General features: G+C 63.3%; 23 protein-coding genes and 2 pseudogenes. 8 read left to right on the forward strand and 17 right to left on the reverse strand.

Going from position 1 to position 25,371, the window contains the following annotated elements; genetic code table 11:
• Positions 1-156: 156 nt before the first annotated feature.
• From lpxC to recN, 3 genes are all read left to right on the forward strand, one after another.
• Positions 157-1,077: a UDP-3-O-acyl-N-acetylglucosamine deacetylase gene (gene lpxC / locus MN188_RS01955; RefSeq protein WP_242105390.1), complete on the forward strand. Its 921-nt coding sequence runs from the start codon at positions 157-159 to the stop codon at positions 1,075-1,077.
• 115 nt (positions 1,078-1,192) lie between these two features.
• Positions 1,193-2,101 carry an outer membrane protein assembly factor BamD gene (locus tag MN188_RS01960; RefSeq protein WP_420838958.1) on the forward strand — a complete coding sequence of 303 codons (909 nt, stop codon included), beginning with the start codon at positions 1,193-1,195 and terminating at the stop codon, positions 2,099-2,101.
• 7 nt (positions 2,102-2,108) lie between these two features.
• Entirely contained in the window at positions 2,109-3,764 is a 1,656-nt protein-coding gene (recN, locus tag MN188_RS01965; RefSeq protein ID WP_242105395.1) for a DNA repair protein RecN, read from the forward strand.
• A gap of 6 nt (positions 3,765-3,770) precedes the next feature.
• Here recN and MN188_RS01970 read toward each other — a convergent pair whose 3' ends face one another.
• Positions 3,771-3,986 (reverse strand): hypothetical protein, encoded by a 216-nt coding sequence (locus MN188_RS01970; protein ID WP_242105398.1) that lies wholly within the window; start codon positions 3,984-3,986, stop codon positions 3,771-3,773.
• Complete coding sequence (locus MN188_RS01975) at positions 3,976-5,349, reverse strand: FAD-binding oxidoreductase (RefSeq protein ID WP_242105400.1); 1,374 nt, start codon at positions 5,347-5,349, stop codon at positions 3,976-3,978. The genes MN188_RS01970 and MN188_RS01975 overlap by 11 nt, the downstream gene beginning before the upstream one ends.
• 77 nt (positions 5,350-5,426) lie before the next feature.
• On the opposite strand from MN188_RS01975, the gene MN188_RS01980 reads away from it, so the two are divergent.
• Positions 5,427-7,115, forward strand: a complete 1,689-nt coding sequence (locus MN188_RS01980; protein ID WP_242105402.1) for a chloride channel protein — start codon at positions 5,427-5,429, stop codon at positions 7,113-7,115.
• 72 nt (positions 7,116-7,187) lie between these two features.
• Here MN188_RS01980 and rsmA read toward each other — a convergent pair whose 3' ends face one another.
• The 6 genes from rsmA to lptF are packed head-to-tail and all read right to left on the reverse strand — an operon-like array spanning position 7,188 to position 14,634.
• Entirely contained in the window at positions 7,188-8,021 is an 834-nt protein-coding gene (rsmA, locus tag MN188_RS01985) for a 16S rRNA (adenine(1518)-N(6)/adenine(1519)-N(6))-dimethyltransferase RsmA (protein WP_242105405.1), read from the reverse strand.
• Positions 8,018-8,989: a 4-hydroxythreonine-4-phosphate dehydrogenase PdxA gene (gene pdxA, locus MN188_RS01990; RefSeq protein ID WP_242105407.1), complete on the reverse strand. Its 972-nt coding sequence runs from the start codon at positions 8,987-8,989 to the stop codon at positions 8,018-8,020. Before pdxA ends, rsmA begins: the two co-directional genes overlap by 4 nt.
• Positions 8,986-10,272: a peptidylprolyl isomerase gene (locus tag MN188_RS01995; RefSeq protein WP_242105409.1), complete on the reverse strand. Its 1,287-nt coding sequence runs from the start codon at positions 10,270-10,272 to the stop codon at positions 8,986-8,988. The genes pdxA and MN188_RS01995 overlap by 4 nt, the downstream gene beginning before the upstream one ends.
• On the reverse strand, positions 10,272-12,404 hold the full coding sequence (locus MN188_RS02000; RefSeq protein ID WP_242105418.1) for an LPS-assembly protein LptD: 2,133 nt from the start codon (positions 12,402-12,404) through the stop codon (positions 10,272-10,274). Before MN188_RS02000 ends, MN188_RS01995 begins: the two co-directional genes overlap by 1 nt.
• The gene (lptG, locus tag MN188_RS02005) at positions 12,404-13,501 is read right to left on the reverse strand and encodes an LPS export ABC transporter permease LptG (RefSeq protein WP_242105420.1); all 1,098 of its coding nucleotides are present in this window, start codon (positions 13,499-13,501) and stop codon (positions 12,404-12,406) included. Before lptG ends, MN188_RS02000 begins: the two co-directional genes overlap by 1 nt.
• Positions 13,498-14,634, reverse strand: a complete 1,137-nt coding sequence (gene lptF, locus MN188_RS02010) for an LPS export ABC transporter permease LptF (RefSeq protein ID WP_242105422.1) — start codon at positions 14,632-14,634, stop codon at positions 13,498-13,500. The genes lptG and lptF overlap by 4 nt, the downstream gene beginning before the upstream one ends.
• A 131-nt stretch (positions 14,635-14,765) precedes the next feature.
• On the opposite strand from lptF, the gene MN188_RS02015 reads away from it, so the two are divergent.
• Positions 14,766-16,244, forward strand: a complete 1,479-nt coding sequence (locus MN188_RS02015; RefSeq protein ID WP_242105423.1) for a leucyl aminopeptidase — start codon at positions 14,766-14,768, stop codon at positions 16,242-16,244.
• Positions 16,245-16,251: 7 nt separating this feature from the next.
• Complete coding sequence (locus tag MN188_RS02020) at positions 16,252-16,716, forward strand: DNA polymerase III subunit chi (protein WP_242105425.1); 465 nt, start codon at positions 16,252-16,254, stop codon at positions 16,714-16,716.
• Between the two features lie 84 nt (positions 16,717-16,800).
• On the opposite strand, the gene MN188_RS02025 is transcribed toward MN188_RS02020, so the two are convergent.
• Genes MN188_RS02025 through MN188_RS02035 form a run of 3 tightly spaced genes read right to left on the reverse strand, consistent with a single transcriptional unit; the run spans position 16,801 to position 19,895 of the window.
• The gene (locus MN188_RS02025; protein ID WP_242105427.1) at positions 16,801-17,379 is read right to left on the reverse strand and encodes a retropepsin-like aspartic protease family protein; all 579 of its coding nucleotides are present in this window, start codon (positions 17,377-17,379) and stop codon (positions 16,801-16,803) included.
• Positions 17,380-17,427: 48 nt separating this feature from the next.
• On the reverse strand, positions 17,428-18,051 hold the full coding sequence (locus tag MN188_RS02030; protein WP_242105430.1) for a MarC family protein: 624 nt from the start codon (positions 18,049-18,051) through the stop codon (positions 17,428-17,430).
• A 2-nt stretch (positions 18,052-18,053) separates the two neighbouring features.
• Positions 18,054-19,895 (reverse strand): ABC-F family ATP-binding cassette domain-containing protein, encoded by a 1,842-nt coding sequence (locus MN188_RS02035; RefSeq protein ID WP_242105431.1) that lies wholly within the window; start codon positions 19,893-19,895, stop codon positions 18,054-18,056.
• A 105-nt stretch (positions 19,896-20,000) separates the two neighbouring features.
• On the opposite strand from MN188_RS02035, the gene MN188_RS02040 reads away from it, so the two are divergent.
• Positions 20,001-21,167, forward strand: a complete 1,167-nt coding sequence (locus MN188_RS02040; RefSeq protein WP_242105440.1) for a multidrug effflux MFS transporter — start codon at positions 20,001-20,003, stop codon at positions 21,165-21,167.
• A gap of 73 nt (positions 21,168-21,240) precedes the next feature.
• Complete coding sequence (gene ndk / locus MN188_RS02045) at positions 21,241-21,663, forward strand: nucleoside-diphosphate kinase (protein WP_242105449.1); 423 nt, start codon at positions 21,241-21,243, stop codon at positions 21,661-21,663.
• Here ndk and MN188_RS02050 read toward each other — a convergent pair.
• From MN188_RS02050 to MN188_RS02075, 6 genes and pseudogenes are all read right to left on the reverse strand, one after another.
• On the reverse strand, positions 21,660-22,079 hold the full coding sequence (locus tag MN188_RS02050) for a DUF4112 domain-containing protein (RefSeq protein WP_242105452.1): 420 nt from the start codon (positions 22,077-22,079) through the stop codon (positions 21,660-21,662). The two genes, ndk and MN188_RS02050, sit on opposite strands and share 4 nt — an antisense overlap.
• A gap of 38 nt (positions 22,080-22,117) precedes the next feature.
• Positions 22,118-22,447: a TfoX/Sxy family DNA transformation protein gene (locus MN188_RS02055; protein ID WP_242105454.1), complete on the reverse strand. Its 330-nt coding sequence runs from the start codon at positions 22,445-22,447 to the stop codon at positions 22,118-22,120.
• Positions 22,448-22,467: 20 nt separating this feature from the next.
• Complete coding sequence (locus tag MN188_RS02060) at positions 22,468-22,629, reverse strand: hypothetical protein (protein WP_242105462.1); 162 nt, start codon at positions 22,627-22,629, stop codon at positions 22,468-22,470.
• Between the two features lie 226 nt (positions 22,630-22,855).
• Positions 22,856-24,124: pseudogene (gene hisD / locus MN188_RS02065) on the reverse strand (histidinol dehydrogenase).
• Positions 24,121-24,711: an aspartate/glutamate racemase family protein gene (locus tag MN188_RS02070; protein ID WP_242105471.1), complete on the reverse strand. Its 591-nt coding sequence runs from the start codon at positions 24,709-24,711 to the stop codon at positions 24,121-24,123. Before MN188_RS02070 ends, hisD begins: the two are co-directional and overlap by 4 nt.
• Positions 24,688-25,333 (reverse strand): annotated as a pseudogene (locus MN188_RS02075) (D-cysteine desulfhydrase family protein); the annotation flags it as partial. The pseudogene MN188_RS02075 and the gene MN188_RS02070, both read right to left, overlap by 24 nt.
• Between the last annotated feature and the right edge of the window lie 38 nt (positions 25,334-25,371).

The following is a 25,371-nucleotide window of genomic DNA, read 5'->3' on the forward strand; positions in this document are numbered from 1 at the left end:
TCTTGGTCGGCACCAAACAGGAGGGTGGCAAGCGACCGCCCATCCCGTGTCGGGATGTTACAAAGCGTTGCAAAGTTTGAGTTGTGGTTACGCGGTCGTAAACCTAAGTCTCGGACAACGGGCGGAATGTGCCCACAGGCAACACACAGGTCCATCGTGCAGACCACGATCAACACATCCATCACCTTCTCGGGCACTGGCCTGCATTCGGGCCGTCCGGTGCGCATGATCCTGCGTCCTGCACCTGCTGGCCACGGTATCAAGTTTCAGCGTGTGGATATCCGTGATCGTGACAACCTGCTCCCGGCGCATTGGTCGCTGGTTGAACAGACGCCGCTGTGCACCCGCCTTGTAAATGGCGACGGGGTGGACCTGTCGACAGTCGAACACATCATGGCCGCGCTGGCGGGCTGTGGCATCCGCAATGTGCTGATTGACGTGGACGGGCCGGAAGTTCCCATCCTTGATGGCTCCTCGGCGCGGTTCGTGGCGAAGATCGTGCAGGCCGGCACACGCAGACAGACCGGCACCGCCCGGCTTCTGAGAATCGTGAAGCCGGTTCGGGTCGAACAGGGCGACGCCTGGGCACAGCTGGAACCGGCGGATGGCTTTGAAATCGGTTTTCACATCGATTTTGACGATGCTGCAATCGGAAAGCAGGCGCTGACGTTGGATCTGTCCAACGGGGCATTTGTGCGTGAACTCAGTGACAGCCGCACCTTCTGTCGGCAATCTGACGTGAACGCGATGCGCGACGCCGGGCTGGCCTTGGGTGGCACGCTGGAGAACGCGGTGGTGGTGGATGGTGACAAGGTTCTGTCACCCGGTGGGCTGCGCCATGTCGACGAACCGGTGCGCCACAAGATGCTGGACGCTCTGGGCGATCTTTACATGGCCGGGGCGCCGATTCTGGGCCGGTATACCGGCCACAAGGCGGGCCACACGCTGACCAACAAATTGTTGCGCGCGGTGTTCGTCGATGACACGGCCTGGCGGCTGGAAGCCTGCGACGCAGCGACTGCGCGCAAGCTGCCCGGTGTGGGGGTCTGCGCGGCGGACCTGCCGATGTCGGCCTAGGCCGCGAAAAGTGGTGTTAGGCCATTTTGCCCGGAATTTTTCTGTGCTAGAACTCTGGCAATTGATCCGCCTCGTTCGGGGTGGTGACAAGGATGTCATGGGGTAGGCTGCGAGCATGATGCCGAACGGGTTTGCGAAAACGACTTTGTCCGCGCTGTCCATCGCGGTGCTTTTGTCCGGATGTGGTGGCGGCAGCCTCGGTTCCGGCCCGTTTGGCGGTGGGGGATCCGGCGGCGGGTTTTTCCAACGATTCTTCCAGGGTGGCACTGACACGCGTCCAATCGAGGAATACACCGCCGAGGAAATCTTCAAGCGTGGCGAATACGACCTGGCCAATAGCAAGTATGAAGACGCGGCCAAGTGGTTCGGCGAAGTCGAGCGTCTGTATCCCTATTCCGAATATGCCAAGCGCGGCCTGATCATGCAGGCGTTTTCCTTCCACAAAGCGAAGGAATACGAAGATTCGAGGGCAACCGCACAGCGCTATATCGATTTCTATCCGGCGGATGAAGATGCCGCCTATGCCCAGTATATCCTGGCGCTGAGTTACTATGACCAGATCGACGAAATCGGACGCGACCAAGGGCTGACCTTCCAGGCGCTGCAGGCGCTGCGCGTGGTGATCGAACGCTATCCCGACACGGAATACGCGCGCTCGGCCATACTGAAATTCGACCTGGCCTTCGACCATTTGGCCGCGAAGGAAATGGAGATCGGGCGCTATTACCTGAAACGCGGGCATTACGCGTCGTCGATCAACCGCTTCCGCGTGGTTGTGGAACAGTTCCAGACTACGACCCACGTGCCTGAGGCGCTCCATCGTCTGGTCGAGGCTTATCTGTCGTTGGGTCTGGTGGAGGAAGCGCAGACAGCCGGCGCGATCCTGGGCCACAACTTCCAGTCGACCGAATGGTATGAGGACAGCTATGCGCTGTTGACCTCGAATGGGTTGGAGATGAAGGCCAAGGGCAATAGCTGGCTGGCGCAGGTCTATCGCCAACTGATCCGGGGCGACTGGCTCTGAGCCGCTGATGCTGCGCAGTCTCGACATCCGCAACATGCTGATCATTGATCGGTTGGAGCTTGAATTCCAACCGGGGCTGAACGTGTTGACCGGTGAAACCGGGGCGGGCAAGTCCATCTTGTTGGATTCATTGGGTTTTGTTCTGGGTTGGCGCGGGCGTGCCGACCTGGTGCGCACAGGCGCCGAGCAGGGCGAGGTGGTGGCGATCTTCGATCTGCCCACCGGCCACCCGGCCCATGCGGTGCTGGATGAGGCTGGGATCACGGTCGAGGACGGGGAACTGATCCTGCGCCGGGTGAACCGGGCGGACGGACGCAAGACCGCCTGGGTCAATGACCGTCGCGCCTCGGGCGAGGTGCTGCGCGCGCTGTCGGACACACTGGTCGAGTTGCACGGGCAGCAGGATGATCGTGGCTTGTTGAACCCGCGCGTGCACCGGACGCTTCTGGACGAGTTTGGCGTGCTTCACGGCGACGTGGCCACCACCCGCTCGGCCTGGAAGGCGCTGGCGGGGGCGGGCACGGCGCTGGCCCAGGCGCGCAGCGCACTTGAGGCCGCACGCGCCCAGGAAGAGTTTTTGCGCCACGCTGTCGGAGAGCTGGACGATTTGTCACCCGAGCCGGGCGAGGACGCCGAGTTGGACGCCCGCCGCCGCCTGATGCAGGGGGCCGAACGGATTGGCGAGGACATTCAGAAAGCCGCGCAGGCGCTTGGCTATGGCGACGGGGCCGAGGGTCGGATGGGCGACGCGCAACGCTGGCTTGAGGGCGTCGTGGGCGAGGCTGGCGAGGCGCTGGAAGCCCCGATCGCCGCCCTTGGCCGCGCGATGGTCGAGTTGGGCGAGGCCACGCAGGGGGTTGAGCAGGCGCTCGACCTGCTGCGCTTCAACCCGTCCGAGTTGGAAATGGTCGAAGAACGATTGTTCGCGATCCGGGCGCTGGCGCGCAAACACGGGGTTTTGGCCGACGATTTGGGCGCGTTCGCCGAAGGTCTGCGCGCGAAACTCTCTGCGATTGATCACGGTGCGGAAGATATCGCCACCTTGGAGCAGGCGCGGGATGCGGCGCAGGCCTGCTATGACGCCGCCGCCGCCAGGCTGACGGCCAAACGTGCGAAAGCGGCGGGGCGGCTGGACAAGGCAATGGCAGGCGAGCTTGCGCCCTTGAAGATGGAGCGCGCGGTGTTCTCGACCGCGCTCACGGCCACCGATCCCGGCCCCGACGGCGTAGACGCGGTGACCTTCACCGTCGCCACCAACCCCGGCGCGCCGTCCGGGCCTTTGAACAAAATCGCCTCGGGTGGTGAACTGTCGCGCTTTTTGCTGGCGCTGAAAGTCTGCCTCACGCGGCACGCGGACGGGCTGACGATGATTTTCGACGAGATCGACCGCGGTGTCGGCGGGGCGACGGCGGATGCGGTCGGGCGGCGCCTGGCGTCTCTTGCCGAAGGCGGGCAGGTTCTGGTCGTCACCCATTCGCCGCAGGTGGCCGCCTTGGGCGCACATCACTGGCGGGTTGAGAAGGCCGTGACCAAGGGCGTGACCCTGTCCACCGTCGTGCCGCTGGACGCGGCCGCGCGGGTGGACGAAGTGGCGCGCATGTTGTCGGGCGACGTGGTGACCAAGGAAGCACGGGCCGCTGCGCGGGCGCTTTTGCCGGGTTAGACCGCGTCAGCGCGCTTTGAACCAGCGCCACAGCGGGCGGATGTCCAGCGCCATGATGGCAATCCCAAGCGGGATCATCCAAAAGCCGATCACCGGCAGAAACCCGAAAAAGCCCAGCACCATCACGATCAGACCCAGCACAAGGCGCAGGCCCGGCGGCACGTTCATGCGCACCCAAGTCATCGCTTGGCGATAGCGGTTTTTCAGGTCTTCAATTCGCACGGATCACCTTGCCCGGGTTCAGGATGCCCTTGGGGTCCAGCGCCTGTTTCAGATCCCCCATGACGCCCCAGGCTGCGCCGTGTTCGGCGTCCATGTAACCCAGTTTACCCATGCCCACGCCGTGTTCACCGGTGATGGTCCCGCCCATCTCCAGGGCGCGTTCGGTCATGCGGGCGGCCAGGCGTTTTGCCTCGGCAACCTCGACCGGATTGGCGGTGTCGATCAGCAGGATGGCGTGGAAATTGCCGTCGCCGACATGGCCCAGGATCGGGCCGGGGATGTGCGAGGCATCGATATCGGCGCGGGTTTCGGTCACCGCCTGCGCCAGTTTCGAGATCGGAACGCAGATGTCGGTGACGATGGCCTGAGCGCCGGGACGCAGACCCAGGCAGGCGTAATACGCCTTGTGGCGCACGGACCAGAGCCGGTTGCGATCCTCGGCCTTGGTGGCGCTTTCAAATCCTGTCGCGCCGAACTCGGTCGCGATGTCGCCGAAGGTTTGCGCATCTTCGGCCACCGCGGCCTGGGAGCCGTGGAACTCGACCAGCAGGTGCGGCACCTCGGGCATGGAGGTCTTGGCATAGGCGTTCACCGCGCGCACCGACATCGTGTCGACAAACTCGATCCGCGCCATCGGAATGCCCATCTGGATCGTGTGTTGCACCGCGCCGACCGCTTGTTCCAGTGTCTCGAAGGCGCAGACCCCGGCGGAAATCGCCTCGGGTTGGCCCTGAAGGCGCAGGGTCAGTTCGGTGATGAGGCCCAGCGTGCCCTCAGAGCCCAGAAACAGCGCGGTCAGGTCGTATCCGGCGGCGGACTTCGCGGCCCGCGACCCGGTGCGGATCACCCGGCCATCAGCCAACACGACCTCAAGCGCCATGACGTTGTCGCGCATCGAGCCATAGCGCACCGTGGTGGTGCCGCTAGCGCGGGTGCCGGCCATACCGCCAAGCGTCGCATTGGCGCCAGGATCGACGGAAAAGAACATGCCGGTCGCGCGCAGCTCGGTGTTGAGGTCTTCGCGGGTGATCCCAGGTTGCACCACCGCAACCATATCGCCGGGGTCGGCGCTGAGCAGCGCGGCCATCCGGCTGAAATCCAGCGTCAGCCCGCCGTTGATCGCGGAGGTATGCCCCTCAAGCGAGGTGCCCGCCCCGAACGGGATCACCGGGCAGCCGTGGGCGTGGCAGGTGCGCAGGATCTGCGACACCTCCTTGGTTGAGACCGGCCAGGCTACCGCATCGGGCGGGGCGGGGGCAAAATGGCTTTCCGAACCGCCATGCGCCTCCAGATCGGACTTGGACCGGCTGAGCCGATCGCCTAACAATGTGGAAAGCTCGGATAGCGCGGTGTCGATGGTCATGCCATCCCCTCCCAAAGTGACCCGGGCAACCTAAGGCATGCGGGCAGGGGATGAAAGCCCGCGAGATCGGGCGAGGCATGGCAGTACCATTGAAATCGTTTCTGACCGAGCAGCTGGCGCAGCTGCGGGGTGGAAGCGTGGCCACCTGGCAGTTGTTGCGCGACCGCGGGCCCAGCCAGTTGCAGTTCTGGCTGATCGCGCTTTTGATCGGGATCGCAGCGGGATTTGCGGCCCTTTTGTTCCGCAAGGGCATCGAGGCGCTGCAGGCGTTTCTGTATGGCTCGCCCGATATTGCGCATCTGCATTCCTGGGCGGAGACACTGCCATGGTACTGGGTGCTGATTATCCCGGTTTGTGGTGGCCTGTTGGTGGGGGCGATCCTGAACTGGTTCACCCATGACGGGCGCGTGCGGTCTGTCGCGGATGTGATCGAAGGTGCTGCGCTGTGGGATGGCCGGGTTGAGCGGCGCGCGGGCATCGGCTCGGCGCTGGCGTCGTTCATCACGCTGTCCACCGGCGGCTCTTCGGGCCGCGAGGGGCCGGTGGTGCACCTGGCGGGCGTGATGGCCAGCTGGGTGTCGGCGCGGATCAATGCCGATGGCATCACTGGGCGCGACCTTCTGGGATGCGCCGTGGCGGCGGCGGTGTCCGCCAGTTTCAACGCGCCCATCGCAGGTGCGCTGTTCGCGCTTGAGGTCGTGCTGCGCCATTTCGCGGTGCATGCCTTCGCGCCCATCGTCATCGCTGCCGTGTCGGGCACAGTGATCAACCGGCTGGAATACGGCGATGTGACCGAGTTCGTGGTGCCTGCGGAAGGCTCATTGGCCTTCTACGTCGAGCTTCCGGCCTTCCTGCTGTTGGGCGTGGTCTGCGGGCTGGTGGCTGTGGTTCTGATGAAAGCGATCTTTTTCGCCGATGATCTGGGCACCCATGTGCACGCCCGGCTGCGTCTGCCCGCGATCCTGCGCCCGGCGCTGGCGGGGCTGCTGCTGGGCATGCTGGCGATCTGGTTTCCGCATATCATCGGCGTCGGGTATGAAACGGTATCGCTGGCCCTGACCGGAGAGCTTTTGCTTTATCAGGCGATGGTCTTTGCCGTGCTGAAGGTGATCGCGGTGGCCATCACAATGGCCGGGCGCATGGGCGGCGGGGTGTTTTCGCCTGCGCTGATGCTGGGCGCGTTGACCGGGCTGGCCTTCGGCATCATCGCCACGGCAGTGTTTCCGGACGTGTCCGGCTCGGAAACGATCTATGCACTCGCAGGCATGGGGGCGGTGGCCGCCGCCGTGCTGGGCGCGCCGATCTCAACCACGCTGATCGTGTTCGAGCTGACGGGGGATTGGCAGACCGGGATCGCGGTGATGTCGGCAGTGTCGATGTCCACCGCACTGTCCAGCCGCTTGGTGCATCGCTCTTTTTTCCTGACCCTGCTTGAACGGCGCAACATACACTTGGCGGCAGGGCCGCAGGCCTATCTGCTGGCAACGGTGCGGGTGGCCGGGATCATGCGCGACAAGGATGCGACCAACGCGGCCAGCGAAGACACCTGTTGGGAGCTGATCGAGCAGGGCGTCTATGTCGATGGCAATGCCACGTTGGAGACCGTGATGCCGATGTTCGAAAGCTCTGGCACGCAGTTCATTCCGGTCGTGACATTGGGAGGGCAGGGAGACCCGCCCGAACTGTGGGGCGCGTTGTTCCATGTGGATGCGTTGAAGGCGTTCAACCGCGCGCTGGCGGAAACGGCGGCCGAGGAACATTCCTGACGTCGTTTGGGTCGAGGGGGCGTGATCCAGAGGAGTGCCTGCGGCACGCTTTTTTCTGATGGGCGCCCGGCCTCAGCTGTCCAGCGCCCGCGCGAGCGCGCACCAGGCTTCAAGGCCGATGGTCTCGGGCCGGTCGGTCGGCTTGATCCCCACGGATGTCAGCACGTCCTCGATATCTGGGCGCACACCCTTGAGCGAAGCGCGCAGCATCTTGCGCCGTTGGTTGAAGGCTGTAGCGACGATGGATTGCAGTTTCGCGGCATCGGCGGGGAAGCGGGGTTCGGGCAGCGCCTTTAGGTGTACCACGGCCGAATGGACCTTGGGTGGCGGGGTGAAGGCCTCGGGCGGCAATTCCATCACGATGCGAGCGTCCGCACGCCATTGCGCCAGGATTGCGAGCCGTCCAAAGGCCTTCGATCCGGGCTGGGCGGTGATGCGGTTGGCAACCTCGCGCTGGAACATCAGGGTCAGGCTGTCCCAGGCCGGGGGCCAGGTGGGCGGGGTCAGCCAGCGCACCAGAAGCTCGGTGCCCACATTGTAGGGCAGGTTTGACACGATGCGGATCGGTGGCGTGAGGTGGGCCAGCGGATCGACATCCAGCGCGTCGGCGTTCAGGACCTCAAGCCGGCCCGGATAGGCCGCCTGGATCTCGGACAGTGGCCCCATCGCGCGGCTGTCTTTTTCGATCGCCAGCACCTTGCGCGCGCCTTCGGCCAGCAGCCCGCGGGTCAACCCGCCGGGGCCGGGGCCGACCTCCAACACGTCGCATTTACTCAGATCGCCCGCCTGACGCGCGATCTTGGCGGTCAGGTTCAGATCAAGCAGGAAGTTCTGCCCAAGCGATTTTTTCGGGGTCAACCCGTGCGCCTCAAGAACGGCGCGCAGGGGCGGGAGGGTGTCGATCATGCGCGCGCCTTTACCATCTGGCGCGCCATCTTCAGAGCAGCGATCAGCGAGGAGGGATCGGCCTGACCCGTGCCCGCGATATCGAAGGCGGTGCCGTGGTCGGGCGAGGTGCGGATGAAGGGCAGGCCCAGCGTCACGTTCACCCCGCTGGCAAAATCCAGCGTCTTGATCGGCACCAGCGCCTGGTCGTGATACATGCCGATGGCCACGTCATAGCGCGCGCGGGCGGCGGGGTGGAACATGGTGTCGGCGGGAAGGGGGCCAGACAGCTCCAGCCCTTCGGCGCGCAGGTCGTCCAGAAGCGGCGTGATCATCTCGACTTCCTCGCGCCCCATCGCGCCGCCTTCGCCCGCGTGCGGGTTCAGCCCGGCCACCGCGATGCGGGGGGCGGGCAGGCCGAAATCGTTTTGCATCGCGGCGTGGGTGATGCGGATCGTGGTCTCAAGCCGGTTGCGGGTCAGCGCCTTGGGCACATCGGACAGGGGAATGTGGATCGTCGCCGGCACGACCTTCAGCGCGTCGCAGGCCAGCATCATCACCACGTCGTCGACCCCGCCCAGATGCGCCAGAAATTCGGTGTGGCCGGGAAAGCCAAAGCTCGCGCCGTCCTTCAGCGCCTTTTTGTGGATCGGCGCGGTGGTCACGGCGCTGGCAGCCCCCGATTGCACCAGCCGCACGCCCTCGGCGATGGCGTCGATCACGGCCTGCGCATGGGTCGGGTTGGGCTGGCCCGGCACACGGGGCGCGCCGAAATCCCGGGGCAGGATCGGCAGCGCGTTCTTCGCAGCTTGGGGGGCCTCGTCGGGTGATGAGATCTCAGCAAGCGGGGCCAGACCGGAAAAGTGGTCGGGGTCACCGATGACGAAGAACGGCAAGTCGGCGCGCAGGCTGCCCCAGGCCTTGGCTGCGATCTCGGGTCCGATGCCCGCCGGTTCCCCGACGCTCAACGCAATCGGCGCAATGGTCATTGTGCGTCGAAGTATTCGATGAAGGCGTCGGCCTTGAGTTCCTGCAGGTAGCTCGCGGCGAAAGCAGCCAGGCGCTGATTGCGCAGCTGGTTCGTTACGTCTTCGCGTGAGACTTCCTCGGGCAGGGCACGGGTGCGGCCGCACAGCATCAGATAGACCAGCGTCTGACCCTCATTGCGCGTCAGCGCGGTCGAGGCTTCGCCGTCATCGAGCTTGGCCAGCTCCAAAGCGATGTCGGTTGGCACGTCTGCAATCGGCAGCACGTCACGGGACAGGCGTTCCTCGGGCAGCCCCTTGGCCACGCCATAAAGGTCATCGCAGGTGTCAACACGGGCAGTGATCTTGTCAGCTTCGCTCAGGGTCGCCTGAGTGTGCCCGCCAGGCAGAAAGAATTGGGCATAGTCCAGGCTGACATCTTCGGCCGCCGGGGTATCGGTTTCTTCGATCGCACGCAGCTGGAACAGGGCGATGCCATTTCGCACGGGGATCGGGTCGGTGACTTGACCGGGGCTGAGCGGCAGGATCTGGGCCGCAACCGCAGCGGGCAGGTTCGACAGTTCGATCCACTCCAACCGACCGCTGCGCCCTTTCGACGGTGCGGCCGAATAGCGGCGCGCAGCCGAGGCGAAGGCGGGCAGGGTGTCAATCTTTGACAATTGTTCGGCACGCGCCTGACTGGCCTGCTGCGATGCGGGCGTGTTGGCGGGCAGGATGATTTCCGACATCAGCACCCGCACACCTGCGCCCGGCTGGGTCAGCGCAATGGCACGGTCAATCTCGGCCTCGGAGATCTGCACACGGTTCACAAACCGCGCGCGCGCAACTTCGCGCCAGAGCAAGCCGGCCGAGACGAAATCGCGGAAGGTTTCCGCGGCGATTCCACCCTGAGCGATCGCGGCGATGAATTTCTCGGTGGTAAGGTTGGCGCGGCTGGCAAATTCTTCCATGCCGACCTGCACTTGTTCGCCGGTCAGCCTGATCTCGGCCAGTCGCGCGGCGTCCAGTTGCAGGCGTTCGTCCACCAGCTGGGTCATCGCCAGTTCACGCAGGTCTCCGGGCGCTTTCAACAGGGTCATGAACGCCATGCGCTGCGACAGCTCATAGGCGGTAATGACGCGGTCATTGACCTTGGCAACAGGGTCGAACAGCCCTTGCTGTGCGGTTGCAGGCAGGGTCATGGCACCCATGGACAGGGCGGCAACAATCGTCAGGATCCGGGTCAGGAAAAAGGACAGGGTGTTGGTCATCTTCTGGTCCATTTGTCGTTCAGGCCGGTCGGTCATCAGCGGCCACATTGGCGCGCCTGCGCCTGTTTGGTACCACCAAAGCCGGTGAGGGAGATCCCGAGCCCGATATCGGTGGTCGGGGTTACACTAGTCGAGGATGTGAAGCGACGCGAGAGGGAAAGATCAACCGTCACACATTCATTGGCGTATTGCAGGCCCAGTCCGGCCTTGGTCACCTGGTCGCGCTCGATATCGAACCGCCAATCGGCATTCGCCTTCCAGCGGTCATTGATGTTGTAGGCGGCGTCCATGGACCATTCGTTGATGGCGTCTGTCCGGTCTTCACCCGGAAAACCACCAGGTGCGGCCATGACCCAGATATAGCCCGAAGACAGTGCGATCCGGTCATCGCGCCACATGACAAGCCCTTCTGCCTTTGACACATCGAAACCATCGCTGAGCAGGGCGCGCCCCTGCAATGCGAACTGGTCGCCCAGCTGCACTTGTCCGGCGACCAGCCAGTCCGAGCTGACCCCGTCGAGGCCAGAGGCCAGCGAAAACTGACCCAGATCATTTCCACGGAAAACCTTGCCACCTGCTAGTGTCCAGGTCCAACCATCAGGTTGATAGCGGCTCCAACGCAGACCGAGATTGCCGCGCAAGCCGCGTTCATAGCGGTCGAACCCCGGGAACCGGGACAGATCGAACAGATTGGCCTCGTCAAACTCGACCAGCGGGCTGTCTTCGTTTGGCACATCCGCGCCGATCCGGTCGGTCCAGGCAAGCTGCACCACCGGTTCCAAAACCTCTAACGCGCCCGAACGTGTGGCCCGTGACATCGGCCAGCGCAGAGTGACGCCCGCACTGGGCGTGATATGCGCAAGGAAGGGATCATAGGTGCTGTCTTGGTTGATCCAGTAGGCATCGGCATTGATCGCGCCCTCGATCTCGCCAACCATACCGTTTTCAAAAATCCATTCGCGCCGCCATTCGCCAGCTGCGCCAACGCGCACCATGTCGCGGCCAAGCTGATCGGCGGTGCTTGCACGGAAATGGCCCTGAGCCGAAAACTGCCAGAATCCGTCGCCCCCCAGAATGCCATCGGTGAAGCGCCGCTCATAGAACAGGTCACCCTGGCCGAACGGCAACTGGTCCGAGATCGGGATCTCCGAAGCGCGCAGGGTGTTGTATTGCGTCACCCCGGCGAAAATGTACTCATCCCGCCGTGCGCGGGTCAGTGCGACATGGCTTTCCAGCCGGTCCGTATCGGAGTAGCCGTAATCGGACAGGTAACCTGCGTCCGATACCAGTTCCAACCCGAACGATAGGGTGAAATCGCGTTTCAGGTCGAAAGCGCCGTGGCCGAACAGGTAAAACCGCGTATCCCCTGGAAGCAGGGAATCCTGGGACACAGCCCCGTCGAAGGTGATCCCACCATTTATAAACAGCTGGCGGTAACGTGCCTCCAACGTCGATGTTACGTTTGACAGGTAGGGCGTCAGGGTCAGGTCGGCGTGATCACCCAGCTTGATGAAGTAAGGCAGACGAACCCCCGTCCCCAACCGGGTGTTGGTGCGCAGGCTTGGCGGCAGGAACCCTGTGGCGCGCTTCAACGTCGGGTCGGGCATGCGCAAGCGTGGCAGGTAGAAAATCGGCAGGTCCATCACCCGAAACTGCGCGTCGTGGAAGTAAAGCTGGCGTTCCTGCTGGTCATGAATGACGCGGCTGGCACGGATTTGCCACAGCGGCACTGGGCGTTCTGCGCAGACCTCGCAAGAGGAGGCGACGACCTTGCTCAGCTGAGTGTATCGGCCTTGCACCCGGTTGATTTCGGCGGCCGCGATTTGCAATTGCTGGTCCAGCACCAGGCGCGCGCTTTGCATCAACCCTTCACGCATGTCGCCAGAAAGCTGGGCAGCGTCGGCCAGAAGGATGGTGTCGTTTCCCTGGATCAGGGTCAGCGGTCCGGTAATGTCCAACAAGTCGGCCGACTGGTCGTAGCTGACACGCGTTGCGGTCAGGCGAATGTCTTCAAACAGAACGACCACGTTGCCTTCGGCCACGATTTGCCCGTTCCCAAGCACTTGCACGCGGTCCGCAATTAGCGACGCGGTGCCCGCCTGCGCCCCTGTTGGGACAAGCGCGGTGGCCAGCAAAAGCCACAGTGTCAGAAAAAGACGCCGCAGCATCAGCCATCCTCCAGGTGCAGCAATATGCCAAGCGAGGCCAGGATTGCCGCAACCGGCGGGGTCCAGGCGGCCACCAGGACCGGGATTTGTCCGTTTTCACCCAGAACCTGTGCGAAATTGCGGATGAAATAGATGCCAAAGCCGAACACAAGCGCCAGCATCACCATCAACCCGGTGTGGCCGAACCGAGTGTGGCGCATAGTGAACCCGGCACCGACCAACACCATCGCGACCAGAAACAGCGGCAGGGCCAGTTCCATATGCATCCAGACCTGGTGCGCTCGTGCCGAAAAACCGGCCTGCTCAAGCTGGGCGACAAAAGCAGGCAGATCCCAGATCGCGATCGACGAGGGGCGGCCGAAGCTGTCCTCGATCTGGTCGGGTGTCAGGTTCGACCTGACCCAGAAGGCCCGGTGACGCACGGCGTCCATCTCCGGGTTTTCCCCGGCAGACAAGCTCCAGACTTTCGCATCGCGCAGCGCCCAGCGGCCGGTCTGAAGCTTCGCGCTTTCAGCTTCGACCCGGTTGCGAGGCAACCCGCCTTCGGTGAACGAAAAGAAGGTGACCTCAAACAGTTCGGTGCCATCCGCCCCGGTGCGTTTGGCATTGATCACGGTCTGGCCGGTCGCGTCGCCTTGGCGTAGCCACAGGCCCTCGGCGCTGATCGACAGGATAGACGCGGTGTTGCCGCCATAGCGCGCTGCCAACACCTGGTATTGCTTCGAGGTCGCCGCCGCGATCGGGTTGATCACACTGACGCCCAGCAAGCCGATCACAAAGACGGTCGCGGCCGGAGCGATCAGGGTAATCAGGGCCGAGCGGCCCGCGGCGCGTGTCACAACCATCTCGGACGACCGCGCCAGCGCCAGAAACAACACCAGGGTGGCCAGGATCACCGTCAGCGGCAGGATACGGTACATCCATTCGGGCATGTTCATCAGGGTCAGGCGCAACAGGTCCAGAAACCCGACACTGCCGGAATCAAACCGGCCGATCTGTTCGACCATGTCGAGCAAGATGAAGACGCACCCCAACACGACAAGCACCAACAGAAAGGCCCGCAGAAAACGGCGCGCGATATAGAGATGCAGTTTCATGCCCGCACCTTTCGCCAAAACCCGCCGCGGCGCGAAAACAGCGCGGGGCGTGCCGAAATCCACAGCACCAGCGCGCTGATCGCAAGGCCGATCGGCGTGGCAACATAGGTCAGCCAGGTCACGCTTGTGTCGGCGCGGGCCATGTCAGCGAAGGAATTGTTCACCGATTGCATCACCATCAGGATCACCCCTGCCAGCATGATCTGGCGCCAAAGGCCAAAACGGCTGAATCCGCCCAAAAGCAATGTGGTAAACCCGGTCAATGCGGCCAAAAGCGTCATCAATCCCTGTTGCGTGCGCCGGTTTGCCTCGAACAGGAACCCTGCGCGATCGGCGCCGGTTTCTGCCAGCAATGCCGGGTCGGCGGCGACAAGCGCGGGCGTATAAAGATGCCCCACAGCTCGGTCAGGGAACAGATCCCCGCTCATCAGCGACGAGATGTCATAGGTGAAATCATCGAACCCGGTGGTGGTCAATTGGCGGCTTTCCAGATCCAGCGCCTGGGCCAGTCCTTGGAACATGATCAGCCTTGGCCCGTCGTCGGCACGCACCACCAGGGCGCGTTGCGCGGTATAGGTCACCTCGTGCCCAGCGTTGCGGCTGTCGGCCAGAAACACGTCGCGCAATTCCCCTTCGGGGCTAATTTCCCGGATATACAGCGTGATCCCATCTGCGGGATGCACGAACGTGCCTTCGTTCAGGAACCGCGCTGTGACGTTCTGGGCGATCTCGGCCTGGCGCTCTGCCAGGCGCAGCTGGCTCATCGGCACCAGAAGGTGGGACAGAACCAAGGCGAAAATCGCCGCGAAAATGCCGAAGGAAAACGCTGGGCGCGCCAGGCGAAATGGGCTGTAGCCCGCCGCCTCGGCCACCACCAACTCGCTTTCCGTTGTCAGGCGGTTGGCGACGAAAACGGCGGCAAAGAAGGCTGCAAAAGGTAAGATCGTGGCAATCATTGCGGGCAGCATCAGGATCGAAAACTCAAGGAACACCCACGCGGTCTGACCGTTCGCGATCAGCCGGTCAAATAGGCCCACGGCGCGGTTGACCCAAAGGATCAGCACAAGCACCAGGGCGAAAAACCCGAACAGCACCAGAAGCTGTGACAGCAGGTATCTGTCGAATCTTGCCAAGCTTGCCCCCGAAACCCCTAAATCTGGTGGTCTTGTTTCTACCTGATCCTATTGGCGGGGAAAACTCATATCTGGTCATTTCTCTGGGGCGCCGCTACCAATGGCGGATGACCGCCTGAACGGAGAATTCCATGACCCAAGTGACCAAGCCTACTTTCGCAGAACTCGACATCGAAATTCTTGCCACCGCGCCGGGGCGCATCGTGGTTTTTCTGTCTGCCGAAGGGCCGCTGGACAAGGCCGCGCGCCGTGTGAACCGCTTGACCAAAGGCGCACTGGAACGCTTCCGGGCCAGCGAGGCGTTTGCCAAGATGAAACAGGGCGACACGCATGACATGGCCTGGCCCACCGGCATGGCCTGCGACGCGGTGCAGGTAATGAAATTGGAGCGGCGTCCGAGCCGCGATGAGGCGCGCAAGGCAGGCGCCAAGATCGGCAAGGCAGGCGCGGGCAAGGCGGTGCTGGTACTGGCCGGTCCGATCCGCCACCCTGAAGAGATCGCCCTGGGTGCGGTGCTGCGTGATTATAACTTCAACGCCCACCGCACCGGCGAGGCGGGCGAGGTTAAGGTGGGAAGTCTGACCCTGACCGTGCCGAAACCCGACGAGATGGGCGAAAAGCTGGACAACCTGGTCGCTGTTGCCGAGGGCGTGTTCATGACCCGTGATCTGGTGAACGAACCTTCCAACGTGTTGACCACAACGGAATTTGCCAAGCGTGCCAAGGACTTGGAGGCGCTGGGGATGAAAGTCACGGTGCTGGAAGAGCCTGATCTTGAGAAGCTTGGCATGCGCACGCTTCTGTCGGTCGGCCAGGGCTCGGAAAGCCCCTCGAAGGTCGTGGTGATGGAATGGAACGGCGGCAAGAAGGGCGACGCGCCCTTTGCGCTGATCGGCAAGGGCGTCGTGTTCGACACCGGTGGGATCAGCCTGAAACCGGCGGCGGGCATGGAAGACATGACGATGGACATGGGCGGTGCGGGCACCGTGACAGGTGCGATGAAAACGCTGGCGCTGCGCAAGTCCAAGGCCAACGTGGTCGGTGTGATCGGAATCGTGGAAAACATGCCCGACGGCAAGGCCTCGCGCCCCGGCGACGTGGTGGCGTCGATGAAGGGTGACACGGTCGAGATCATCAACACCGACGCCGAGGGGCGGTTGGTGCTGTGCGACATCATGTGGTACGCGCAGGAGACCTTCAAGCCGGTCGGCATGATTGACCTGGCGACCCTGACGGGCGCGATCATCATCGGGCTGGGGCATGAGAATGCTGGTGTCTTCTCGAACGACGATACCCTGTGCAAAAACTTCCTGAAAGCTGCCGAGGCCGAAGGCGAAGGTGCTTGGCGCATGCCGCTGGGCGCGGCCTATGACCAGCTTTTGAAAAGCCGGGTCGCGGACATGAAGAACGTGGGCGGCCGGGCGGCCGGATCAGTCACCGCGGCGCAATTTCTGCAGCGGTTCGTGCAGGATGGCATGCCCTGGATCCACCTCGACATCGCCGGTGTGGCCAGCGTGGCCACCGACACGGCGCTTGCCCCGAAGGGCGCGACCGGTTGGGGCGTGATGGCGCTGAACCGGATGATCGCGGATCTGCACGAAGGCGCGTGATCACCCGATGAGCGAGGTATACTTCTACCACATGACCCGCACCCCGCTTGAGGAAACGCTGCCTGTATTGCTGGCGCGCTCACTCCAGGCCGGGTGGCGGGTCGTGGTGCGGGGGACGGATGCGCAGCGGCTGACGTGGCTGGACGACCGGCTGTGGCAGGGACGGGAAGAGGATTTTCTGCCCCACGGCCTGTCCGGCGGACCGCATGATGCGAACCAGCCGATTTTGTTGACCACAGACACGGCGGTGCCGAACGGCGCGAGCGCCCTGATCTCGGTTGACGGGGCGCAGGTGGACACCGAAGAGGTCGCCGGCCTGGACCGGGTGATGATCCTGTTTGACGGAAATGATCCCGACGCGGTGGCCCATGCGCGTGGGCAGTGGAAGGCGGTGACAGGCGCCGGGCTTCCTGCGAAATACTGGAGCCAGGAAAGCGGCAGCTGGGAGATGAAGGCGCAAAGCGGCGCCTGATCCAATGGGGTCGCTGCGCGACACTGGTTTGTTTGATTGGGCGCTGCCCCGACCCCCGGGGATGTTTCCGCAACGCCGAAAGGACTAGCGCGAGAGCGTCAGGGTGTCGTCCGAGATTTCGATTTTTTCGAACCGTCTGAGGTAGCTCATGCCCAGAAGCGAAATGTCCATGTCGCCTTCGTTCACGCTGACGCGCAGGTTCTCATCACGGATGCCCGACAGCGAAACCTGCGCAACACGGGCAGGGGCGGTGCGCACTTCGCCATTCGCGGTGAAAGCGCGGCCGGTATAGGTGAGCGCGGCCGGGTCCAGCCCGATCCGGCGCGCGTCATCCAGGGTGAGCACCACCTCGGATGCCCCTGTATCGACAACGAAATTGACCGGTGTGTCGTTCATGCGCAGCACCAGGTAGAAATGCCCGTCAAAGCCGCGCGGCACGGTGATCTGACCGCTTCCGGCCACAGATTGCCGGGGCGCGATTTGGTGTCGGATGTCACCCCACAGCCCGTAGCCCGCGATGACACCGAGAAACAGCAGACCCCAGACGATCAACTGGCGCGTGGTTTTGCCCAGCGACTGGCGGTTCTCGGCAATGAAATAGCCCGCGATCGCCGCGCCCAGCAGGATCAGGTAGGTCAGGTGGCCAAAATCGTCGCCGCTCATGGTGCTCTCCTGTTGATGAGGGCAATATGGGGGCGGAGGGGCCGGATGTCAGCCCAGCAGGCCGAAATCCTTCAACCCGTCCAGCACGAATTGCACCGCCAGCGCGGCCAGCAACATGCCCAACAGGCGGGTCAGCACGTTGATCCCGGTTTCGCGCAACAGGCGTTCAAGGATCCCGGCGGCGAGGAAGAAAGCCAGCACGACCAGCACCACGCCCAGCATCGCCACCAGAACCGTGATCAGGCCCATCATGCCGTCGGATTGACCGGACAGCAGGATCACCGCGGCAATCGAGCCGGGTCCGGCGATCAGCGGGGTGGCCAGCGGAAAGATCGACGGATCGTCGGCCGGATCGATCCCGGTTTCGGATTGGTCTTTGCGCCGTTGCGTACGACGTTCAAACAGCATGTCGATGGCAGTCAGGAACAAGAGCAATCCGCCCGCGATGCGAAAGGCGGCCATTGAGATGCCGAGAAAGCCCAACACCGCCTCGCCCAAGAGGCCGAAGAGCAGTAGCAGGAGGGCCGCAATGGCTGTGGCGCGCAGGGCGATGGTGCGGCGTTGCGCGCGCGGCGCGCCCTTGGTCATGGCCGCGAATAACGGCATCAGGCCGATCGGGTCGATGACGACGAACAGGGTCACGAAAACCGGGATGAAAGCTTGAAGGTCCACGCTTAAACCTCGGCTTTTTCAAGTTTATCCAGGGCCGAGAGCCACATGGCTTCGGCCCGGTCCAGCCCGTTCATCACCTCGGCGTATTTCTTTTGCCAGACTTCCATTTCGCCCAGCTTGCCGTCTTCATAGAGCGCGGGATCGGCCAGTTTCTTGGCCAGCTTGTCGCGCATCTCATTCAACTTTTCGACCCGCTGTTCGCATTTGCGCACTTCGCTGCGCAGTGCTGTGATCACATCGCGTGAGGGACGTTTGGGCTTGGGCTTTTCCGCCTTCGCCGGGGCGTCCGAGGCCAGCAGCAGCTTGCGATAGGCGTCGAGATCCTGCTCGAACGGCTCGACCCGGCCGTTCTTGACCAGCCACAGCCGGTCGGCGACCAGGCCCAGCAGGTGCATGTCGTGGCTGACCAGAATGACCGCGCCGGAATAGGCGGTCAGCGCGTCAACAAGCGCTTCGCGGCTTTCCATGTCCAGGTGGTTGGTGGGTTCATCGAGGATCAGCAGATGCGGCGCGTCGATCGTGGCGATCAACAGCGTAAGGCGCGCCTTCTGCCCCCCCGACAGCTTGGCCACCAGCGTGTCGGCCTGATCGGCATTGAGGCCAAAGCCCGCAAGCCGCGCACGCAGACGGGCCGGGGTTTCACCGGGGCGCAACCGGCGCAGGTGGTCGATCGGGGTCTCATCCGCGTGCAATTCGTCCATCTGGTGCTGGGCGAAATAGCCGATGCGCAGTTTCGACGACGTGGTCATGCGCCCGGTCAGCGCGGGCAGGCGGCCGGCCAGAAGTTTCGACAGGGTCGATTTGCCCTGACCGTTCTTGCCCAGAAGCGCGATGCGGTCGTCCTGATCGATCCTGAGCGTCAGGCGCGACAGAACCGGCACGTCGTCATAGCCCACGGCCGCACTTTCCAGCGCGATGATCGGCGGTGACAGCTCTTCGGGTTCGGGGAAAGAAAAGGCGCGTAGGGCGGCCTCTTGCGGCGTGTTGATCGGCTTGAGCTTCTCGATCATCTTGATGCGCGATTGCGCCTGCACCGCTTTCGACGCCTTGTAGCGGAACCGGTCGACAAAGCTTTGCAAATGCGCACGCTGTGCTTCGGTCTTGCGGTTCTCGGCCTCGGCCACTGCCAGACGGGCGGCGCGGGTTTCCGCGAAAGTGTCATAGGTGCCGGTATACAGCGTCAGCTTACGGTCTTCGAGGTGCAGGATCGCCCCGACCGAGCGGTTCAGAAGCCCGCGATCGTGCGAAATGATGATCACCGTATGGGGGTATTTCACCAGGTATTGCTCCAACCACAACGCGCCTTCGAGGTCGAGGTAGTTGGTCGGTTCGTCAAGCAGCAGCAGGTCAGGGGCGGAAAACAGCACCGCCGCCAGCGCCACACGCATGCGCCAGCCGCCCGAAAAGTCGGAACAGGGCATGATGTGCTGAAAATCGTCGAACCCCAGACCCTTGAGGATCGAAGAGGCCCGCGCCTCGGCCGACCAGGCGTCGATGTCGGTCAGGCGGGTCTGGATCTCGGCAATCCGGTGTGGGTCGGTGGCGGTGTCCGCTTCCTCCATCAACGACGCGCGTTCCGTATCGGCGGCCAGCACGGTGTTCAAAAGCGAGGTCGAGGAGGCCGGAACCTCCTGCGCCACACCGCCGATGCGCGCCCCGCGCGGCACGGAAATGTCGCCACCTTCCAGCGTGAGCTCGCCCCGGATCAGGCGAAACAGCGTCGTCTTGCCGGTGCCGTTGCGGCCCACAAGGCCGACCTTGTGGCCGCCGGGAATGGTGGCGCCAGCGCCTTCGAACAAGGGGCGGCCTTCGACGGCATAGGTGATATCGGAAATGCGTAACATTCGGGCGGTCTAACAGAGCGTTTCCCCCGGCGCCAGCCGTGGCTTGTGATCAGCGGTCAGAGCGGATACCGCTGGGATATGTCCGCACCCCGCACGCCCCCGACCATGACCACGCTTGTCCTTCTGACCGGACTTGCGGTGCTGTCGCTGAACATGTTCCTGCCCAGCCTGCGGCAGATCGCGGTGGGGCTTGAGGCCGACTATGCGCTCGTGTCGCTGTCGATCGGTGGTTACCTGGCGGTATCGTCGGTGCTGCAGATCATCATGGGGCCCTTGTCGGACCTGTGGGGGCGTCGCCCGGTCATCCTGATCGGGCTGGTGATGTTCACCCTGGCCTCGATCGGCTGCCTGTTTGCCGACAACATCTGGGTGTTTCTGGCGTTTCGCGTGGCGCAGGGCGGGATCGTGTCGGGCATGGTGCTGTCGCGCGCGATCGTGCGTGACTTGCACGAGCCTGACGAGGCCGCGCGCCAACTGGGTATCATGGGCATGGCGATGGCGCTGGCGCCGCTGTTGGGGCCAATGATCGGCGGGCTGCTGGATCAGATGTTCGGCTGGCGGGCGAATTTCGTCGCCTATGCGGTGATGGGCGCGGTGATGCTTGTGATCGCCTGGCGTGACCTGGGCGAGACGAACACCCAGCCCTCGGCGACCTTCACGGCGCAGTTCAAGACCTATCCGACCCTGATGCGCGATCGGGCCTTCTGGGCCTGGACCATCTGCCTGGTGTTTTCCATCGGCGGCTTCTACGCCTTCATGGGTGGCGCGCCTTTGGTGGGCGAGGGGATCTACGGCCTGACCCCCGCGCTGGTCGGGGTCGGCATGGGCTCGATCTCCAGCGGTTTCATGTTGGGCAATTACCTGACCGGGCGCTATGCAGGCCGGATCGGGCGCACGCGGATCGTCATCATCGGGCGCTGGTTTGCCACGCTTGGCCCGCTGGCAGGTGCGCTTTTGCTGGGACTGGGTCTGAACCACCCCGTGGTGCTGTTCGGCGGGGCGATCTTCGTGGGGCTGGGCAACGGTCTGACCCTGCCGGGCGCCAATGCGGGCGTGATGAGCGTGAACCCGAAGCTGGCCGGCAGCGCTTCGGGCCTGTCGGGCGCGCTGACCGTGGCAGGGGGGGCTGTGTTCGCGTCCGTGACGGCCGCGATTGTCGGCGGGGCGCTGGGGCCGATCGTTTTGCTGATCGCGATGGCACTGACCTCGGGCGTTGGTCTGCTGGCCGCGCTTTACCTGCAGCGGCTTGAGGCGCAGATGCCGCGCGCGTAATCCCCGCTTTCCAAACGCCTGCGCCCATGCTAGCAGGGCGCCAAATTCGAACCCTAAAGGACAGGAGCCTCTCATGGCCATTCAACGCACCTTCTCGATCATCAAACCCGACGCCACCAAGCGCAACCTGACCGGCGCGATCAACGCAAAGATCGAAGCCGCTGGCCTGCGCATCATCGCGCAAAAGCGCATTCACATGACCCAGAAGCAGGCCGAGACCTTCTACGGCGTGCACGCCGAGCGTCCCTTTTTCGGTGAGCTGGTCGAGTTCATGATCTCTGAGCCGGTTGTCGTGCAGGTTCTGGAAGGCGACGACGCCATCAAAGCCTACCGCACCGTGATGGGCGCCACCAACCCGGCCGACGCCGATGCGGGCACCATCCGCAAGGAATTCGCCCAGTCGGTTGGCGAAAACTCGGTCCATGGCTCGGACGCCCCGGAAACCGCCGCGGAAGAGATCGCTTACTTCTTCTCCGGTCTGGAACTGGTGGGCTAAACAGCCCCCGCGGCGCCGGACACGGGCGCCGGATCAGACGAAATTGCCGCCCGCGCCCATTCGGCGTGGGCGGTTTTCGTTTCCAGGAAGGCACGCAGCAGCGCGACGTTGCGGGTGTTGGCATTCCAGGCGATATCGAACAGATCACCGATGGCCGGCACCAGGCCGATCACCACGTCAATGCCCAGGTTCAGCGCCATTCGGATGAGCATTCGCCGCGAAGCCCCCATATCATAAGCGTTTTTCACGATATAGGCACCGGGGATCAGGGCCGCAAAGTCGCCCACCACAGGCACGAAGCCCAGCATTGCATCAATGCCAAAGCGCAAATCCGTGCCGGGAATAGGCACGAGATTCTCCAACCGGTAGGCCAGCTTTTCAAGGGCTTGCAGTCGTGCTTCAATGTTAACATCCATAACATTGATATGGGGTACACGCGCGCGTTTTAAAGGGGTCACTCGGCGGCGCGAATGCCGATCCGGTCCAGAATGCGTTCGAAATCGTCTTGAGGGGCAGGGCGATGCGCCGCTTTCAACGCGTCGAATTTGACACGCAACGCGGCCTTTTCCTTGCCTTTGCAATCGTTCCACGGCCGCCCTTGCAGCCCCATCACCAACACGTAATAGCCGATGAAATGCGGCTTCGATCCGCTTTCCAGCAGACGGGCATAGGCCTTGTCCGGCCCCAGCGCGCGCAGCTCATCTGCCGTGTGAATACCCGCACGGGCAAAGCTCGCGTCCGAGGCGGGGCCGAGATTTCGGATGGAAGAGACCGGGTCACTCATGCAACCAGTCTAGCGCGCAATCAGATGCTCGCCCAGTCCGAGTAAATCACCGGCGCGTCTTTCGGGTCCAGCTTGGTGTTTTTCACCGGCTGCACCCTTTCATGTACCGGTCGATCGGCCCGGACGTAGCGGGGGTGCTGCGGTGCCTCAACCACGGGTTTGGATTTCTGCTTGGAAGCCATCTGCCTGCTCCTTTTTGCCGGCAACATGCCGGGCCCACTGGTAACTCTGCCTCATCCTTCGCTGCGGAAGGTTGGGAACAGCGTGGCAAGGGATCACGGTCAAACCGCGGCGGAAATGTGGCAAAATTGGGGCGCACCCATGAAGCTTGTGGTGCATTTGCATCGTTTTTCGGGCGGCAGAAGGGTGGGCGACCGCGACCGCACCCGCCATGAAAGGGGCGCGGGGTCAGCTGCGGCGCAACCGGATTTCGGCGGCGCGGGCATGGCCTTCCATGCCTTCCATTCGGCTGATACGCGCGGTGCGTTGGGCCAGCTCGTGCGCGGCGTCGGGTGTGCAGCGTTGCCAAGTCACGGTCTTGGTGAACTTGTGCACTGACAGCCCGCCAGTATAGCGCGCGGCACCGTTGGTCGGCAAAACGTGGTTCGGCCCTGCGGCCTTGTCACCGAAGGAAACCGTGGTATCGCGCCCCAGGAACAGAGACCCATAGGCCGTCAATCGATCCAGCCACCAATCCAGATGCGCGGCCTGCACCTGCAGGTGTTCGGGCGCGTATGTGTCCGACATTGTCGCGGCCTCTTCGCGGGTGTCACACAAGATGACCTCGGCGCGATCCTCCCAGGCCGCGCGGGCGGCCGAAGCATTCGGTTCTGGCAGGCTGGCCATCAGCACGTGCACGCGGTTCATGACGCCCTGAGCCAGGTTGCGATCGGTTGAGATCAACCAGACCGGGCTGTCCGCCCCGTGTTCGGCCTTGCTGACCAGATCTCAGGCGACGGTTTCCACCGATGCGGTATGATCTGCAATCACCAGAGAATCTGTAGGGCCGGCGAACATGTCGATGCCAACCTCGCCAAACAGCATGCGCTTGGCCTCGGCGACATAGGAGTTTCCCGGTCCAACCAGTATGTCTGCGGGCTTGCCGCCGAAAAGGCCCTGAGCCATGGCCGCGATCCCTTGGACGCCACCCAGGTTCAGGATCAGATCGGCGCCAGACAGATCCATCGCATAGACGATAGCGTCAGGAATGCCGCCCCCGCGAGGTGGAGAAACGGCCGTGATATGACCAACGCCTGCGACCTTGGCCGTGGTGATCGTCATGAGCGCGCTGGCAATGTGACTGTAACGACCACCGGGCACGTAACAGCCTGCGCAGGACACAGGGATCTGCTTTTGCCCGGCGATCAAACCCGGCATGACCTCGATCTCGCAATCTTGCACGGTGGCCTGCTGGGCTTCGGCAAAGCGGCGGATATTGGCATGGGCGAATTGAATGTCGGCTTTCAATTCGTCCGAGACGCGGGCGCAAGCGGCGGCCTGGGCCGTATCGGACAGGACGGTGTCTTCGGTGAACCGATCCAGCTTTTTGGCATAGTCAGCGACCGCCTGTTCGCCCCCCCGTTCGATATTGGTGAGCATGATCCGCACGATGTCGCGGATATCGTTGTGTTCGGCCGCAGGGCGGGGCACGGCCTGCTTAAGATAGGTCACGGTCAATGGAGCACCTCTTGGGCGAGCGCATGTTGGTGAATGGCGTGGGCCAGCACGTCGAGTGTGTCGATAATTGGGAGCCTTGATTTCAGATCCGGCGCGAGCAGGGAAAACTCCGAACAAGCGGCGAAAAGCATAGATGCCCCGGATTGGGTAAGCTCTTCGGCGACGTTCGTCAGCACTGACAGCGCGTGCCGTGTGGGACCTTGCGCTTTGATCAGGCGAATAGTCTCCAGCAACGGGGGGGTATCCTTGGGCCACAAGGCGGTCAGGCCGGCCCGCGCCAGGGTGGCATCGAACACACCGGCGCCGCGCAAGGCGGGTGAGGCAAGAAACCCGATCGGATCACCCGGAGCCAGACTTTGGGCCGCCAGCGCGACTGACAAGTTCACCATGCTCAGGAAGGGGACAGAAGTCGCCTGGGTGATCGCAGGAGCATAGTAATGCGCGGTATTGCAGGGCAGGGCCAGCGCCGTGGCCCCGGCGCGCTGCAACCGCTGCGCTGTTTCGGCCAGCGTGAGGCCGGGGCTTGGGCCAATGCCCTCGACCAGGTGCGTAATGCGCGAGGGTACCCAACATCGGGATCTGCGCATTCATCGCGCACATGCCTGTGACAAGTCCCGCCTGGGTGCCAGATGAGCCGGTGGCATGCACCACACGGTCGATCTTCAGGTTCGCGTCATTGACCTGCGCCACCAATTCAAAGGCGCAGTTCAACTAGCCCAGGGGACCGTTCGGGTTAGACCCACCACCGGGGATGACATAGACCTTGTGCCCCTTGCCGCGCATTTTCTCGGCGGCCCGCTCCATTTCACCCGGCATGTCGTGACCGCCGGGGAAATTCTGAGTCGTGGCACCATGCAGGTGATCCAGCAACACGTTGCCGTTGTTGTTGTAGTTTTTGTCCTGATAACTGGTGCGATCTTCCAGAAGGATATGGCATTTCAGGCCAAGTTTCGCGGCGAAAGCGGCGGTTTGGCGGCCGTGGTTGGTCTGGGTCGCGTCTTGGGTCATCACCATGTCGCAACCCTGTTCCAACGCTTCGGCCATCAGGAATTCAAGTTTCCGGGTCTTGTTACCACCAGTGTGCATGCCGGTGCTGTCATTGCGTTTGATCCAAAGCTCAACGCCAAGGGCCTTGGGCAACCGTTTCATCGGTTCCAGCGGTGTGGAAAGGTGGGCGAGATGAACGCGCGGGAAGCGGGAGAGGTGCATGTTTATTTCCGTGGGACTGACGGCTTCTTGAGGCTTTG

Source organism: Aliiroseovarius subalbicans (genome assembly GCF_022678625.1).
GTDB lineage: Bacteria > Pseudomonadota > Alphaproteobacteria > Rhodobacterales > Rhodobacteraceae > Aliiroseovarius_A > Aliiroseovarius_A subalbicans.

Coding starts and splice junctions, on each gene's coding strand:
- MN188_RS01960 (WP_420838958.1), top strand. CDS start 1,193: ATGATGCCGAACGGGTTTGCGAAAACGACTTTGTCCGCGCTGTCCATC.
- recN (WP_242105395.1), top strand. CDS start 2,109: ATGCTGCGCAGTCTCGACATCCGCAACATGCTGATCATTGATCGGTTG.
- MN188_RS01975 (WP_242105400.1), bottom strand. CDS start 5,349: ATGACCATCGACACCGCGCTATCCGAGCTTTCCACATTGTTAGGCGAT.
- MN188_RS01980 (WP_242105402.1), top strand. CDS start 5,427: ATGGCAGTACCATTGAAATCGTTTCTGACCGAGCAGCTGGCGCAGCTG.
- rsmA (WP_242105405.1), bottom strand. CDS start 8,021: ATGATCGACACCCTCCCGCCCCTGCGCGCCGTTCTTGAGGCGCACGGG.
- pdxA (WP_242105407.1), bottom strand. CDS start 8,989: ATGACCATTGCGCCGATTGCGTTGAGCGTCGGGGAACCGGCGGGCATC.
- MN188_RS01995 (WP_242105409.1), bottom strand. CDS start 10,272: ATGACCGACCGGCCTGAACGACAAATGGACCAGAAGATGACCAACACC.
- MN188_RS02000 (WP_242105418.1), bottom strand. CDS start 12,404: ATGCTGCGGCGTCTTTTTCTGACACTGTGGCTTTTGCTGGCCACCGCG.
- lptG (WP_242105420.1), bottom strand. CDS start 13,501: ATGAAACTGCATCTCTATATCGCGCGCCGTTTTCTGCGGGCCTTTCTG.
- MN188_RS02015 (WP_242105423.1), top strand. CDS start 14,766: ATGACCCAAGTGACCAAGCCTACTTTCGCAGAACTCGACATCGAAATT.
- MN188_RS02020 (WP_242105425.1), top strand. CDS start 16,252: ATGAGCGAGGTATACTTCTACCACATGACCCGCACCCCGCTTGAGGAA.
- MN188_RS02025 (WP_242105427.1), bottom strand. CDS start 17,379: ATGAGCGGCGACGATTTTGGCCACCTGACCTACCTGATCCTGCTGGGC.
- MN188_RS02035 (WP_242105431.1), bottom strand. CDS start 19,895: ATGTTACGCATTTCCGATATCACCTATGCCGTCGAAGGCCGCCCCTTG.
- MN188_RS02040 (WP_242105440.1), top strand. CDS start 20,001: ATGACCACGCTTGTCCTTCTGACCGGACTTGCGGTGCTGTCGCTGAAC.
- ndk (WP_242105449.1), top strand. CDS start 21,241: ATGGCCATTCAACGCACCTTCTCGATCATCAAACCCGACGCCACCAAG.
- MN188_RS02050 (WP_242105452.1), bottom strand. CDS start 22,079: ATGGATGTTAACATTGAAGCACGACTGCAAGCCCTTGAAAAGCTGGCC.
- MN188_RS02055 (WP_242105454.1), bottom strand. CDS start 22,447: ATGAGTGACCCGGTCTCTTCCATCCGAAATCTCGGCCCCGCCTCGGAC.
- MN188_RS02060 (WP_242105462.1), bottom strand. CDS start 22,629: ATGGCTTCCAAGCAGAAATCCAAACCCGTGGTTGAGGCACCGCAGCAC.
- MN188_RS02070 (WP_242105471.1), bottom strand. CDS start 24,711: ATGCGCAGATCCCGATGTTGGGTACCCTCGCGCATTACGCACCTGGTC.